We start from the raw sequence: 15,137 nt of genomic DNA on the forward strand, positions 1-15,137 counted from the left end.
TAAGAAGATTTCCTCTCGTTACGAGGGGAAGGAATCAGCGTAAACTGACATCTGCGTGGCTGGTGGTGTTACTTTTAAACATACATCCAATGAACAAGACAACAGCAAGTTGTTATTCACGAACGGGAGTGATGTAATATGATGAAGTCTATTGGTGATTAGTATCGCTTGGCTCAATACATTGCTGCACTTACACCTGCGACCTATCAACGTGGTGGTCTTCCACGAACCTATAGGGAAAACTCATCTTGGGATGGGCTTGGCGCTTAGATGCTTTCAGCGCTTATCCCGTCCGCACTTAGCTACTCGGCCATGCACTTGACAGTACAACCGATGCACCAGTGGTGCGTCAGACCCGGTCCTCTCGTACTAAGGTCTGAACCCCTCAATTTTCCAACGCCCACAGAGGATAGAGGACCGAACTGTCTCGCGACGTTCTGAACCCAGCTCGCGTGCCGCTTTAACCGGCGAACAGCCGGACCCTTGGGACCTTCTCCAGCCCCAGGATGCGACGAGCCGACATCGAGGTGCCAAACCACGCCGTCGATATGAACTCTTGGGCGTGATCAGCCTGTTATCCCTAAGGTACCTTTTATCCGTTGAGCGACGGCAATTCCACTTTCTACCGCCGGATCACTTGGGCCTGCTTTCGCATCTGCTCGACTTGTTGGTCTCACAGTTAGGCGGGCTTATGCCCATGCACTCGACACCCGGTTGCCAACCGGGCTGAGCCCACCTTCGCGCTCCTCCGTTACTCTTTGGGAGGATACCGCCCCAGTAAAACTGACCGGCTGACACGGTCCTCTGGCCGGATTCACGGCTCAGGGTTAGATCCTCCAGTTTCAAAGGGTGGTGTCTCATTGATGACTCCGACGCCCCCTAAAGGGCGTCTTCAGCGTCTCCCACTTACTCTGAGCATTAAAACCGAAGAAACAATGACAGCTTACAGTTAAGGTCTATAGGGTCTTTCCGTCCTTCTGCGGGTAGGCGGCATCTTCACCGCCACTACAATTTCACTGAGCGCCTGGTTGAGACAGTGCCCAACTCGTTTCACGATTCGTGCAGGTCGGAACTTACCCGACAAGGAATTTCGCTACCTTAGGACCGTTATAGTTACGGCCGACATTCACCGGGACTTGGGTTCAGAGCTTCGCCTTGCGGCTAACCCCTTGCCTTAATCTTTCGGCATTGGTCACGTGTCACACCCTATACTTCGACTTGCGTCTTTGCAGAGTGCTGTGTTTTTGATAAACAGTCGGTTGGGCCATTTCTCTGCGGCCTGCATCGCTGCAGGCACCCCTTCTTCCGAAGTTACGGGGCTAATTTGCCGAGTTCCTTAACCAGGTTTCACTCTTACGCCTTGGTATATTCTACCCACCCACCTGTGTCGGTTTGCGGTACGGGTCGCTTAGCATACGCTGGGGCTTTTCTTGGCACTCGATCCAATGATGCGCTGAGTCCGTGGACTCAACTCGGAATTCAATAACCTAGTCATCTTTTCTCATGCGTCCCCCCAGTTTAAGGGTCGCGAGCTCAGGATTATTAACCTGATATCCATCGCCTACGCCTCTCGGCCTCGGCTTAGGTCCCGGCTAACCCAGGGACGAAACACGTTGCCCTGGAAACCTCGGGTTTACGGCGGCCGGGGATTTCACCCGGCTTTACGTTACTCATGTCTGCATACTCACTTGCATGTGCTCCAGGGTCAGTCGCCATCACCCTTCAACGCGCATGCAACGCTCTTCTACCACTCTACCGTAAGGTAAAGTCCAGAGCTTCGGTATAACGCTTGATCGCCAATCATTTTCGGCGCAGGATCACTCGATGAGTAAGCTATTACGCATTTTTTAAATGGTGGCTGCTTCTAAGCCAACATCCTCACTGTCTGTGTAATCCCACATCCTTTCCACTGAGCGTTATTTAGGCACCTTAGCTGCTGGTCTGGGTTGTTTCCCTCTCGACAATGAAGCTTATCCCCCACTGTCTCACTGCCACGTTCCATTGCACGGTATTCGGAGTTTGATAAGGTTTGGTAAGCGGGTGTGCCCCCTAGCCTTGTCAGTGCTCTACCCCCGCGCATCAGCACGTGACGCTGCACCTAAATGCATTTCGAAGAGAACCAGCTATCACGGGGTTTGATTAGCCTTTCACTCCTACCCTCAGCTCATCAGAGAACTTTTCAACGTTCACCTGTTCGGTCCTCCACATGGTTTTACCCATGCTTCAACCTGGCCAAGGGTAGGTCACCTCCGCTTCGGGTCCAGTACCTGCGACTTAATTCGCCCTATTCGGACTTGCTTTCGCTGCGACTCCGGGCCGGAAGCCCTTAGTCTTGCCACAAACACTGACTCGCAGACTCATTAAACAAAAGGCACGCCATCGCAGATTGCTCTGCTCTGACACTTTGTAGACATACGGTTTCAGGTTCTATTTCACTCCGCTCACAGCGGTTCTTTTCACCTTTCCCTCGCGGTACTTGTTCACTATCGGTCGCCAACTAGTATTTAGCCTTGCGCGGTGGTCCGCGCTGATTCATACATCGTTCCACGTGTGATGTATTACTCAGGATCCCACTAATTCCCACGCTGGATTTCGTCTACAGGGCTTTCACCTTCTACGGCCAGCCTTTCCAGGCTGTTCTACTATCCAGTATGGTCGAATATCTCGTGGTCCTACAACCCCGAAGGAGTACCTTCGGTTTGGGCTCCATCCGCTTTCGCTCGCCACTACTTACGGAATCGATTTCTCTTTCTTTTCCTCCGCTTACTGAGATGTTTCACTTCAGCGGGTTTCGCGTTTCATACCCTATGTATTCAGGTATGAACGATCGAGTATTGCCTCGATCAGGTTACCCCATTCGGATACCCCCGGATCATCGCTTGCTTGCAGCTTCCCGAGGATTTTCGCAGCTTGCCGCGTCCTTCTTCGCCTGTTGGCACCAAGGCATTCACCGTACGCCCTTACTTACTTCATCATATTGCAAAAGTTTTTTACCACTTCCACAATACCACAAAGCCCTTTCGTGACTTACTGTATTGTCTTATTTCTTGGTATGCATGTTTTAAATTGTGTATTGTAGTTGTTTTTCAACTACCCACTTTGTTGGAAAGCAATTGCTTCTCAGCAATTGTTTTCTTTGCCACGCAGATGTCAATTTTCGCTTTCCCTCAATAATCGATTTTTTTTGGTGGGCCTGACAGGACTTGAACCTGTGACCCCGCGCTTATCAAGCGCGTGCTCTAACCAACTGAGCTACAGGCCCGGTTTTGGGTCTCTGAGAGACAGTTACCAAATACTAAAGTTTAGTTACTAAAGTTTTCCGGCTCCCGCCTTCTTACCGAAACTGGTGGAGGCACGGGGACTCGAACCCCGGACATCCAGCTTGCAAAGCTGGCGCTCTACCAACTGAGCTATACCCCCAGTTGCGGTTCTTTTTGAAAAAAGGTCGTCACGCACGTCGTGCCTAGTTTCGCTCCAAGCGAACTGGCTGTTTACACATCTTTGGTTCGTTGCGGGCCCTCGCGGGTTCCGCTCTCTCTTCCCTCGGGAAGAGATCCGACCTGTGCATTTTTCATGCACTTTCTCCATAGAAAGGAGGTGATCCAGCCGCAGGTTCCCCTACGGCTACCTTGTTACGACTTCATCCCAGTTACCAGTCTCACCTTAGGACCCTGCCTCCTTGCGGTTGGCTTCAGATACTTCGGGTGCGACCGGCTTCCATGATGTGACGGGCGGTGTGTACAAGACCCGGGAACGTATTCACGGCGCCGTAGCTGATGCGCCATTACTAGCGATTCCGGCTTCGTGTAGGCGGGTTGCAGCCTACAGTCCGAACTGGGCCCAGTTTTTAGGATTTCCTCCGCCTCGCGGCTTCGGCCCCCTCTGTACTGGGCATTGTAGTACGTGTGCAGCCCTGGGCATAAGGGCCATACTGACCTGACGTCGTCCCCACCTTCCTCCCAGTTGATCTGGGCAGTCTCGCCAGAGTCCCCACCTTTACGTGCTGGTAACTGGCAACAGGGGTTGCGCTCGTTGCTGGACTTAACCAAACATCTCACGACACGAGCTGACGACGGCCATGCAGCACCTGTGTAACGCCTCCGAAGAGTCGCATGCTTTCACATGTTGTTCATTACATGTCAAGCCCAGGTAAGGTTCTTCGCGTTGCATCGAATTAAGCCACATACTCCACCGCTTGTGCGGGTCCCCGTCAATTTCTTTGAGTTTTAATCTTGCGACCGTACTCCCCAGGCGGCACGCTTAACGCGTTAGCTCCGGCACGCAGGGGGTCGATTCCCCGCACACCAAGCGTGCACCGTTTACTGCCAGGACTACAGGGGTATCTAATCCCTTTCGCTCCCCTGGCCTTCGTGCCTCAGCGTCAGTTAATGTCCAGGAACCCGCCTTCGCCACGAGTGTTCCTCTCGATATCTACGCATTTCACTGCTACACCGAGAATTCCGGTTCCCCCTCCATTACTCTAGTCTCGCAGTATCATGTGCAGTCCGGGGGTTGAGCCCCCGCCTTTCACACACGACTTACGAAACCGCCTACGCACGCTTTACGCCCAGTGATTCCGAACAACGCTTGAGACCTCTGTATTACCGCGGCTGCTGGCACAGAGTTAGCCGTCTCTTCCTCTTGTGGTACTATCTTTTTAATTTGCTCCCACATGACAGGGGTTTACAATCCGAAGACCTTCATTCCCCCACGCGGCGTCGCACCATCAGGGTTTCCCCCATTGTGAATGATTCTCGACTGCTGCCACCCGTAGGTGTCTGGACCGTGTCTCAGTTCCAGTGTGGCCGGACATCCTCTCAGACCGGCTACCCGTCATCGCCTTGGTGAGCCGTTACCTCACCAACTAACTAATAGGACGCGAGCCCATCCCCAAGCGCATTGCTGCTTTAATCTTGCGATTTTATGCGGTATTAATCCCAGTTTCCCGGGGCTATCCCACTCTTGGGGGCAGGTTACTCACGTGTTACTCACCCGTGCGCCACTAGAGAATTATTAGCAAGCTAGCAATTCTCCCGTTCGACTTGCATGTCTTATCCACGCCGCCAGCGTTCGTTCTGAGCCAGAATCAAACTCTCCATCAAATATAATTTTTGAAATTGCTGGACCAAATGGAATCTTTCGATTTCATCTGCGCCATGCTTCAGTCAGCTCTTCCCTCAAGTTGTGTCTCTTGAGGTCCTCTTCGCTCTGCCAAGCACGGCGCGCGTCACGACCTTTTTTCTTTCCCCTTGCTTCTACCAATCCGCCCCTCTCGGAGCTAGGTCGCTCCTTCGGGTTTTTTCTCCCTCACACGTCTCTCGACGCATTCAGGAAAACCCTCGGCGGGTTCGGTAGTCATTCCCTTGAAATCTTCTTATCGGCCCCTTTAATGAGGCTCTTCCGGGTGGCCGGCCCCGGCTTCATTCAGGCCCTCTTTCGAGTCCCTCCTGCCGCCGGGCTTTTCATCCCGTCGCCGTGTTGGCGTGCCGAGAAGTCTACCATTTTCACCCCCCTTGTCAATTTTTTTCGAGTCGTTTTTTGTGAGAGTCTTTCATCCATTTTGTCACGTCCATTCATAACTTCCAATTTATAAAATAGTTAGGCTTTTGTCATACTCCCCCTCCCTCGTGCCATTTTTTTGAACATTTTCTTTTCGGATGGCGCAGCAGTCTTCCCAAAGGTCCAGGAGCCCTTCCCTTTGCCGGCGAGAACGAGAGGGGGTTTTCTTCCTTTTTACGATATCGGCTCCCCGGAGAAAAGAAGGGGGGAAGAAGGGCTGGCCGAGCGAGGAGTTTCAACAGCCCAAGGGGGAAGAGGTTTTCTTTTTTCCTTTTACAAGGGCCGACGGCTCGCCTTCTTTGCCGATACCTTTATTTCTATCCCTTACTTTCTTTTTCTCCAAGGCCACGCACGGACGGGGATTCTTTTTTCCGCGACCTGTCTCACTTAACCCTTCCCATGAACAATCCCCGCCTGAATTTTGTCTAATCGCGCATGAAGAATCAGGAAATCCACTTGCCAACGCCCGACCCCGAGCATCCTTATGGAGGAGGGAACGGACGTTACCGTTTTCCGGATATCAACGGCATGAATTTGCTGGGGGATAACGTTTCCCTTCCACCCATCGTGCCTAAAAGCTTCCATATCATGCTGACCGTTTTTCATCCGGAAACCCTGTACAGCATGAAGAAGTGGCTTCCGTTCTGCGAAGACCTCCGCAAGCAGTACAAGCATACGCCCACCCCGGTGGAGTACAATATTCTGCTGGTCCTGCAGCCGCCTCCCATTGAGGGGGACGTTCCCGCCTTTACACAGGCCCTGGGGGATATTCCGGATTTCTACATGAAGACCAATTCCCTTATTTCCTATTACGACCAGGCTTTCGTGCGCCGCAGGCTTTCCCTCCACAAGAAGGCGGAGACCGCGATTGTACTGCTGGACGGCAACGGCAATATCATCTGGAAGGATGACGGCGGCTTTACGCCTGCACGCGCGGAACATTTAAAGGTTATTCTGGAAACCCTTTCCCCGCTGGCGCCTAAGACAAGGACGCATTAGAGGCGGATTGCATCTTCTTTGCCTCCTTCGCACTTTCCGTTTGAGCTTCCTTCCGGAATGCCTCATACTGGCCCCATGCCTACCATTTCTCTTGCTCTCGGGGAACGTTCCTACGATATCCACGTGGAAAACGGCGCGCTGGACCGCGTGGGTGAGTTTGCCTACCGCGCCGGACTGGACGGCAAGATTGCGATTATTACGGATACCTGCGTAGCCCCGCTTTATGCGGAACGCGTGATGAAGTCCCTGGAGAGTGCTGGGTTCATGCCCAGCCTGCATGTGGTGGATGCCGGAGAAGCGTCCAAGAATATGCTGCAGGCCCAGGAACTGTGTTCCGAGCTGGTACGGGCGGGCATTGACCGCACCGGGTGCATTGCCGCCCTGGGCGGCGGCGTGGTGGGAGACCTGGCCGGCTTCGTAGCTTCCATTTATTACCGCGGCATTCCTTTCATGCAGATTCCTACGACGGTAGTCGCCCAGGTGGACAGTTCCGTAGGGGGCAAGACTGCCGTCAATATTCCGGAAGGGAAAAACCTGGCAGGCGCGTTCCATCAGCCGGCCGTTGTCGTGATCGACCCCACCACACTGGTGACCCTGGACCGCCGCACGCTGGCGGAAGGCCTGGCGGAAGCCGCCAAGCACGCGGCCATCCGGGATGCTTCCATGCTCCATGAATTGAAAGGCCTGGGACCGGAGCTTTCCATCGGCTTTTCCCTGAATACCATCGCCAAACTCCCCGATCTGATTGCCCGGAACGTGGCGATCAAGGCCCGCATCGTGGAGAATGATGAATTGGAAACGCTGGATATCCGCGCCCTGCTCAATTTCGGCCATACCATCGGCCACGGCATTGAAGCCGCTGTTCCCTACGGCACCATCCTGCACGGGGAAGCCGTGGCGCTCGGCATGCGCGCCGCCCTGTTCCTGAGCGAACGGAAAGCCGGGTTGAGCTCTTCCGACGCCAAGAAGATTCTTTGCACCCTCCAGGCTCTGGAACTTCCCCTGGTTCTCCCGGATGACATTGATACGGAAACGGTTCTCAAGAAGACAGCGTCCGACAAGAAGTTCCGGGCCGGAACCATCCGCTTCGTTCTGCTTTCCAAGGCGGGGGAAGCAGGCATTTCCAAGAAGATTACGCGGGAAGATATGGCGGAAGCCATTGAAGAATTGCGCCGCCCCCTGCCCTGAGCTTCCTTTTTACGGCGTTGCCCCATCAGCCGGGCAAAAAAATTCCGGAGAACGGAAGGGGAGCATCTTTCCGCTCCTTTTCCTCCAGCATGTTTTTCCAGCAGGAGAAAGATTCAGAGTGTTTCCCTGAACCGCAGAAAAACCGTCCCCTCCGGAACAGCCTGGAAGCCGGGACATTTATTTTCCGTATCCGGCGCCCGAAAAGCAACGCCTCTCCCTTCCCGGAAGAACGGGATGGGAAAGGCGCAGAAACAGTCCATCGTTTCCCGGCACGGGGAATTTACTTTTTCGGCTCGTCCGGGGTAGGTTCAAAGCCATCCACGTCCAGAGGCACGCTGCCCGTGTATTCCCCGGCGTCAAACTGGATGCCCTTCAAGGCGTCTTCCAGGGACAGGGAGCCATAGCATTCCCGGCTGGCCAGACGGAGCAGTTCATTCATGATGTTCACGCTTTCTTGATGGGGAATGTCCTTGGGAAGGGCCACGGCCAGCTCCTTCACCTCCGCCGCATGGGCGTTTGCCGTAGCCTGGTCCTGAATAAGAAGGAGAACGGCCAGGATTTTTTCTCCCGGCGTTTTGGGAACGGCCTGTTCGCTGGCGGCAGAGGCATCCGGGGATTGATCCTGTTTTTTGCCGCCGTCACAGGAAACAAGGGCAAATGCCGCCAAAACCGCTGTAAAAGGAATGAGATTTTGCTTCATCATGATGATTGGTTGGAAAGCCGGAGGCCTCATTGGATTTATCATGAACACTGGGGATTCCGGAGTCAAATCAGTTTTTTACTCTCACGAAATGTTTTTTCAGACAAAATATTCCGCAGCGTGCGCTTTGCTTTCTGAACAGGGGGAGTAGCCCTGTTCAACCTAATAGCCAGAATATAGTGCATTCATTGGTTCCCTCAGTAGACGCAATTTCCGGAAACGGAGGTTGCGTCTACTTTTTGCGTCACCATTTCAATACAGCGTTTGATTCCATGGGCTGACGCCGTATAATTCCGCTGAGATGGGTTACCCTATTTGGAACAGACGCCGCTTTTTGAGAACCGCCGCTGGAACGGCCGGGTTCCTGGCAGCCATGCCCTGTCTGAACGCCGCGGAAGCCCTGACGGACGCAAGACCGCTCAAGGTGGGCCTGGTAGGCTGCGGAGGCCGCGGCCTGGGCGCCATGAAGAACGCGCTGGACGCCGACCCCGGAACGGTAGTCTGGGCGCTGGCGGACGTGTTTCGGGAACGGATTGATTTCGGCTCCAATTTGCTGACGGAACAGTACGGCAGCCGCGTCCAGCTGGACAAGAGCCGCCTGTTCGACGGCCTGGACGGTTACAAGAAGCTGCTTCAAACGGATATTGACGTGGTGCTGCTCTGCACGCCTCCCGCCTTCCGTCCGGAGCATCTGGCGGCGGCCATTGACGCCGGCAAGCACATTTATGCGGAGAAGCCCGTGGCGGTGGACGTTCCCGGCGTGCTTTCCGTGCTGGAGTCCGCGCGTCTGGCAAAGCTTAAAAATCTGGTGATTCTGGACGGGTTCTGCTGGCGCTATGACAAGGCGAATGAGGAAGCCCACCGCAAGCTTTCCTCCGGAGAACTGGGACGCGTGCTTTCCTTTGACGGGCTGTATTACACCACGCCCCCCAAATCCCCGCTGGCCCTGGATTCCCGCCCTTCCTCGGATACGGACGTGGCATGGGCCCTCCGCAACTGGACCGCCTGGAACTGGCTGAGCGGCGGCCAGTTCGTGGAACAGATCGTTCACACGATCGACGGCATGGTATGGTCCATGAACGAGCAACTTCCGCTGGCGGCCTTCGGCTCCGGAGGACGCGCCCAGCGCCGGGACGACGGCGACGTGTGGGACCATTACGACGTTTATTTCGAGTACGACCACAACGTGGCCGCCCACATTTCATGCAGGCAGTGGGTAGGCTGCCACGGGGAGATCGTGGACCGGACGGTTTGTGAAAAAGGGATGCTGGTCACCCCGTACCGCCCCCATATCCAGGCGGATAAGCGCTGGCGTTTCCGCGGGGAACGGGGCAATATGTACGCGGACACGCACGTGGCCTTTTACCGTTTCCTCCGCTCCGGAACCTGGAAACAAACGCTGGAAAGCGCGGCCAATAAAACGCTGGTCGCCATCATGGGGCGTGAAGCGGCCCATACCGGGCAGCGCATCACCTGGGAACAGATTAAAAAGAGCGCCACGCGGCTGGTGCCTGAAGACCTGACGATGGATACGCCTCTGCCTCCCGCCCGCATTCCGCGGCCGGGCAGAGCGGCCTGACGGCGGGTCCCGCCTTTTCTCTCTACCGGACCATGGCCAACATCTTTCCACCCAATACCAACAGGCGCTTTTACGGAGGCGTCGCGCTGATTGCGCTTGCCGCCGCGCTGGCGCTGGGTGGGGTGTATTACGTCAATTTCCAGATTCCGGAGTATGAACCCGTGCAGCCGGTGCGTTTTTCCCACAAGCTCCACGCCGGAGACCTGAAGATGAGCTGCACGGCCTGCCACAGCGCCGCCCAGCGCTCTCCCAGGGCCGGCATTCCGGATACGAAGTCCTGCCTGGGCTGCCACCAGCATATTCTCCCGGACAGCCCGCTCATCGCTCCGCTGCGAGCGGCGGCGGACCCCCAATTTCCCGGCTATACGGGGGAACCGGTCCGCTGGGTCATGGTCAACCACCTGTCCGGCCATGCCTATTTCAACCACATGGCCCACCTGAACCGCGGCATCGGCTGCACTTCCTGCCATGGGGACGTGGCAGGCATGGAACGCATCAGGGCTCCGCGCGATGCCCGCATGCAGTGGTGCCTGGACTGCCACCGCGACCCCGCACCGCACCTGCGCCCGCTGGAGGAGACGGCCAGCTCCCATTATTCCGCCGCGGATTACCTCCGCACGCATTCCATCCGGGACGGGGAGGGAAACCGCATCCAAACTCCGCTTCAATTGGGAGATTTCCTGAAACACCAGTGGAAGATTCAGCCAAGAATGGACTGCACCGCCTGCCACCATTGACCACCGGGCGCAGGCCGGCTCCCGGCAAACATGCCTTTCCAGTCATCATACCTTCCATTTTCGCGATAGATGAATGCCGGGCCGTTACTGTATGATGAAGTTATGGAATTGGACCTCGGCATTGTTTACTCCTGCCCTCCGGAAGAAGCGGTACCGCATATTCTGGCTTATTTTCAGCAGGAATTTTCCAAACCCTTCCCCGCCCCCAAACCTGTTTCGCATGAAGAAGAACTTCTCCTGGAACAAATCGATTCCGCCTTTGACGGCGTCATTCTGGAAGACGGCATCGGCCTGATGACGACGGAACTCATCGACATGTACGCCCCCAGGGAAACCTGTGACGCCATCGGCCCCTGTGAAGAGCGGACCGACTGGCGCCGCATCACCCCTTCCATGATCCGGGCATGCCGGGACGCCCTGGTTTTTACCGATCCAAAGGGATACCGTTTTCTCCTGCCGGCATGGCTGACGCTGGACCTCCGCGGCCAGCTTGAAACCTGCGACGCCATGGACTACCTTCCCCTCGTTCCGGAAAATTGCGGGGATTATGAATCCAGGGCCATCCTGCTGAACGATCCCCAGCTTGATGCCGTAATGAATTACATTGAATACCGTCAAAAAAAGGACGGATGCCCTTTTTCCACGGACTTCCGCTGCCCTGAAGATGTGTGCAGCCGGTAATCACCGCTTGATTTCACCTTCCGGATTGCCTAAAACAAGCCGTTCCCATTTCCCGTTAATCCACATCATCCTCCGGTTTGACTCCCCTTCCCCCATTTCACCAGAATGAAGCTCCCCAGGGCCACCCCGCTTTTCTTCCGGAAGAAGAGCGGGAAATGACGCGGCGCTCCTTCATGAAATGGATGGGCGCGGGCGCAGTCCTGGTGGGGGTGGGGCTTCCGGCCTGCCGCCGTGTGGAAAAATACCTGGTTCCCTATAATGAAGGACCGGAATGGTCCGTGCCCGGCGTGGAAACGGCTTACGCCACCTGCCTGACCATGGGCGGGAGCGCGCTGCCCGTGCTGGCCGCCTGTTATGAAGGGCGTCCCGTCAAGCTGCTTCCCTCCCTGCAATATCCGGAAGGCCCGGGCTTGCCGGCCACGGCCCAGGCTTCCATTCTGGACCTTTACGACCCAGGCCGCAGCAAGCATATCCTCTTTAACGGCAAGCCGGCTTCCGAGGACGAATTCCGCGGAGCCTTTTCCTCCTGGTCCCGCAACCTGCGGGACGGCGGCCATATCGGCATCCTTCTTCCCGCCACGGATTCTCCCCTGATGCACTCCATGCTGGAGGAAATCGGCAGGAAAAACCCCGGCGTGCGGATTTACCGCTATTCTCCCGTTCCCACGCCGGGCTCCGGCATGCAGGCAGGCTTGCCGCAGGAGGTCCGCTTCCGCGTGCGTTTCGCACGCGCCAAACGCATCCTTGCCCTGGATTGCGATTTCCTTCATGAGAATCCCTACGGCAATACGCGTGATTTCATTGCCGCCCGTTCCCCGGAGGGCCTCCATTACAAGGAAGAAAACCGGAACCGCACGCGCCTTTACGCCGTGGAGGGCCGCGTTTCCCTGACCGGAGCCCATGCCGACCACAGGCTGCCCGTTTCCCCCGCGCGCCTGGCGGTCTTTCTGGAGGAATTGTTCCGCTATCTCTCCGGTAAAAAAACCTCCCTTCAGACGCTAGAGCCTCCCCGGCAGACGGACCGCTCCCTGACGGAAAGGGAATTCACCTGGCTCCGCCACTGCGCGGACGATTTATTCAGCCATCCCGGAGAAAGCGTGGTCCTGCTGGGGGACAATCATCCGGAACTGTCCGCAAGCGTCTGGAAGCTCAACCTCCTTCTCGGCTCTATCGGAACGTGCGTCCAGTTGTTGAAGGCTCCGTCCACGCCGCCCCACGGAACGCTGGAGGATTTCATCCGGGACATCCGGAAGAAAGAGGTGGATATCGCCTTCCTGCTGGATTCGGGAAATCCCGTGCTGGATTCCGGGCACGGCTCCGCACTGGCGGAAGCCCTGAACGGAACGGAGAGCATTCATCTGGGGATGTATGAGGATGAAACCTCACGCGCCTGCCGATGGCATTTGCCGGCGGCCCATTTTCTGGAATCATGGGGAGTGGAACGGGACTGCCGCGGCAGATTCTGCTACCGCCAGCCCGTCATTCTTCCCCTGTACGGGGGCATTTCTGCGGAAGAAGTGCTTTCCGGGCTGCTTTCCACCAAGGGCCACCTCATCACGGCGGACAATTCGCCCACGCACCTTTCCCCCGTTTACCACCGGGCGCGCAAATGTTTTGAACGCGCCGTGAATCCGGAAAACAAGACTGCGGCCTGGACACAGGCGCTCCAGCGCGGCTATTCGGAAGAAACGGCTTATCCCCCCCTGTCCCCGCAGGAAGAAACAGCCCTCGGAACCACCATGGAGCAAGCGCCCGTTGCTCCCTCCGGCAACGGCGGAAGCGGATTGGAAAACGGCCTGCTGGAACTGCAATTCTGCCCGGATTATTCCATCGGGGACGGCCGCTGGAAGCGCAACGCCTGGATGCAGGAATGCCCGGACCCCGTAACGGGCGTCAGCTGGGCGGCGTCCGCACAGGTTTCCCCCGCCACCTTCCGGCGGCTGGGAGGCGCGGATTCCGGGCCGATGCTCTGCACTCTGACCGTCCCCGGCGGACGGATGGAAGCCATCCTGTGCCCCATTCCCGGAGTGGCGGAGAATCTGATAGTTCTTCCCCTGGGGTATGGCGGCATGAACCACGTAGCGGAGAGGCAGGAGAATTCCAACGGTTATGCATTCCGCAGTCAGGTGAAAAAAATGGCAGGCTGCGGAATTTCCCCAGAACAGGCCGCCCTGCGCGCCCTTCCGGAACGTACGGAAGCTATTCAAAGCCCCGTCGTGCAGCCCTCCCCCTTCGCCCTTCAGTCCGGCGCCTCTCCGGCTCCGTTCACGCCGTCCGGCGCGGAGGGCGTGTACCAATGGAGGATGGCGATCGACACGTCCCGCTGCATCGGCTGCAATGCCTGCGTGATCGCCTGCCGGGCGGAAAATAACATTCCCGTGGTGGGCCGTGACCAGATGGCGAAGGGACGCGCGCTGGACTGGATTCGCATTGACCGGTATTTCACGGAGGCAGGGGCCCTCACCGCCATTCCCGTGGCCTGCCAGCAGTGCGGCAAGGCCCCGTGCGAGTCCGTGTGCCCCGTGAACGCCACCGTCCACACCACGGAGGGCCTGAACGCCATGGTATATGCCCGGTGCTGGGGTACCCGGTACTGCGCCACCAACTGCCCGTACAAGGCGCGCCGCTTCAACTTTTTTGATTATGCCAAGGCCTCCGGGGAAGCCACGCGCCTCCAGCGCAATCCGAACGTGACCGTCCGCTCCCGCGGCGTCATGGAAAAATGCACCTACTGCGTCCAGATGGTGGAACGCGCCAAAATCAGGCACAAATCCCGCCTGATGAAGGAACACCCGGGCCAGCCCTCCACTTCCATCCACGTGACGGAGAAAGACCTGCTCCTGCCGGACGGCGCGGCGCAAACAGCCTGCCAGCTCGCCTGCCCGATGGGCGCCATCACCTTCGGCAACGTTCTGGACCCCGCCGCCGCCGTCTCCCGCGCCAAATCCCTGCCGCGCCACAGGAGCCTTCTTTCCTCCCTGGGCACGGACCCCGGAACGGGATACCTGGCCCCGGCCGGGAATCCCACCCCCGCCATGGAAGCATGAAATCCCGCCGGAAGACTTGTTAAAGACGCCTTTCCCACCAAAGAATAAGGCCGCTCCTTTCAGGGAGCGGCCCTACCAGTCAAAGGTCTTTACAAGCTGATCATTTAGTCTTCCACAATTTGTTCCACGGTCGTAATCGTTTCCACCACTTCAATGTTGGCGGCGTCAGCGAAATTGTTCACCGCCTTGAGCAGGGCGGGCGTCATGAGCTTGTCCTTCTGAATGCGTTCGCAATTTTCCAGCATGTCCACGATGGTATCCTGGGCATCTCCGTTCAGTTTGGTGATCCGGATGGCCTGTTCGGAAGTGAGCTTCATTTTTTCCATGGCCTTGTCCAATTGCTTGGCCTGCTGGGTCAGGGCATTGAGCTGCTTGATGGCGATTTCAACCGCCGCATTGTCCTTCACGTCGTCCAGAACCTTGTTGGCGGACGAAATCAGGTCGACATTCTGCTTAACCATCTGCACGGGATCGGCAGCGTTCTGAGCAAGAGCGGAGGCGGAGCATACGATGGCCACCACGGGGAGTATTTGGTACGTTTGAATCATTGTTTTATCGGTGTTCGGGTTGAAGAAGAAATATCTTCTTTGCCTCTTTAGATTCATTCCAAGAGAGAAACCGTTGCACCCCATATCTGTCATACAGTC

8 protein-coding genes, 2 tRNA genes and 2 rRNA genes are annotated in these 15,137 nt (G+C 56.6%); 6 read left to right on the forward strand and 6 right to left on the reverse strand.

Translation table 11 applies throughout. From position 1 onward, the window contains the following. Nucleotides 1–138: 138 nt before the first annotated feature. From P8A25_RS10895 to P8A25_RS10910, 4 genes are all read right to left on the reverse strand, one after another. Nucleotides 139–2,974 (reverse strand): 23S ribosomal RNA (locus P8A25_RS10895). Between the two features lie 211 nt (nucleotides 2,975–3,185). Then, nucleotides 3,186–3,262, reverse strand: a tRNA-Ile gene (locus P8A25_RS10900). 82 nt (nucleotides 3,263–3,344) lie between these two features. Continuing rightward, a tRNA-Ala gene (locus P8A25_RS10905) sits at nucleotides 3,345–3,420 on the reverse strand. A 170-nt stretch (nucleotides 3,421–3,590) separates the two neighbouring features. Further along, nucleotides 3,591–5,102 (reverse strand): 16S ribosomal RNA (locus tag P8A25_RS10910). Together the 16S and 23S rRNA genes with 2 tRNA genes alongside form the textbook arrangement of a ribosomal RNA operon. 892 nt (nucleotides 5,103–5,994) lie before the next feature. On the opposite strand from P8A25_RS10910, the gene P8A25_RS10915 reads away from it, so the two are divergent. Both P8A25_RS10915 and aroB read left to right on the forward strand, forming a co-directional pair. Beyond that, nucleotides 5,995–6,558, forward strand: a complete 564-nt coding sequence (locus tag P8A25_RS10915; RefSeq protein ID WP_022398101.1) for a hypothetical protein — start codon at nucleotides 5,995–5,997, stop codon at nucleotides 6,556–6,558. Between the two features lie 75 nt (nucleotides 6,559–6,633). Continuing rightward, nucleotides 6,634–7,746, forward strand: coding sequence for a 3-dehydroquinate synthase (gene aroB / locus P8A25_RS10920; protein ID WP_022398102.1), 1,113 nt, complete (start codon nucleotides 6,634–6,636; stop codon nucleotides 7,744–7,746). 280 nt (nucleotides 7,747–8,026) lie between these two features. Here aroB and P8A25_RS10925 read toward each other — a convergent pair whose 3' ends face one another. After that, complete coding sequence (locus P8A25_RS10925) at nucleotides 8,027–8,449, reverse strand: hypothetical protein (protein WP_022398103.1); 423 nt, start codon at nucleotides 8,447–8,449, stop codon at nucleotides 8,027–8,029. A 370-nt stretch (nucleotides 8,450–8,819) separates the two neighbouring features. On the opposite strand from P8A25_RS10925, the gene P8A25_RS10930 reads away from it, so the two are divergent. From P8A25_RS10930 to P8A25_RS10945, 4 genes are all read left to right on the forward strand, one after another. Beyond that, nucleotides 8,820–10,025, forward strand: coding sequence for a Gfo/Idh/MocA family protein (locus tag P8A25_RS10930; RefSeq protein ID WP_180971644.1), 1,206 nt, complete (start codon nucleotides 8,820–8,822; stop codon nucleotides 10,023–10,025). 32 nt (nucleotides 10,026–10,057) lie between these two features. Next, nucleotides 10,058–10,762 carry a cytochrome c3 family protein gene (locus P8A25_RS10935; RefSeq protein WP_215442319.1) on the forward strand — a complete coding sequence of 235 codons (705 nt, stop codon included), beginning with the start codon at nucleotides 10,058–10,060 and terminating at the stop codon, nucleotides 10,760–10,762. Between the two features lie 102 nt (nucleotides 10,763–10,864). Further along, nucleotides 10,865–11,443, forward strand: coding sequence for a DUF6714 family protein (locus tag P8A25_RS10940; RefSeq protein ID WP_215442320.1), 579 nt, complete (start codon nucleotides 10,865–10,867; stop codon nucleotides 11,441–11,443). A gap of 77 nt (nucleotides 11,444–11,520) precedes the next feature. Beyond that, a complete protein-coding gene (locus tag P8A25_RS10945; protein ID WP_215442321.1) occupies nucleotides 11,521–14,490 on the forward strand; it encodes a 4Fe-4S dicluster domain-containing protein in 2,970 nt (989 codons plus the stop codon). A 104-nt stretch (nucleotides 14,491–14,594) separates the two neighbouring features. On the opposite strand, the gene P8A25_RS10950 is transcribed toward P8A25_RS10945, so the two are convergent. After that, nucleotides 14,595–15,038, reverse strand: a complete 444-nt coding sequence (locus tag P8A25_RS10950) for a hypothetical protein (protein ID WP_102721285.1) — start codon at nucleotides 15,036–15,038, stop codon at nucleotides 14,595–14,597. Between the last annotated feature and the right edge of the window lie 99 nt (nucleotides 15,039–15,137).

The sequence above is a fragment of the Akkermansia sp. BCRC 18949 genome, assembly GCF_045011645.1.
In the GTDB taxonomy this organism is placed as follows: Bacteria; Verrucomicrobiota; Verrucomicrobiia; order Verrucomicrobiales; family Akkermansiaceae; genus Akkermansia; species Akkermansia massiliensis.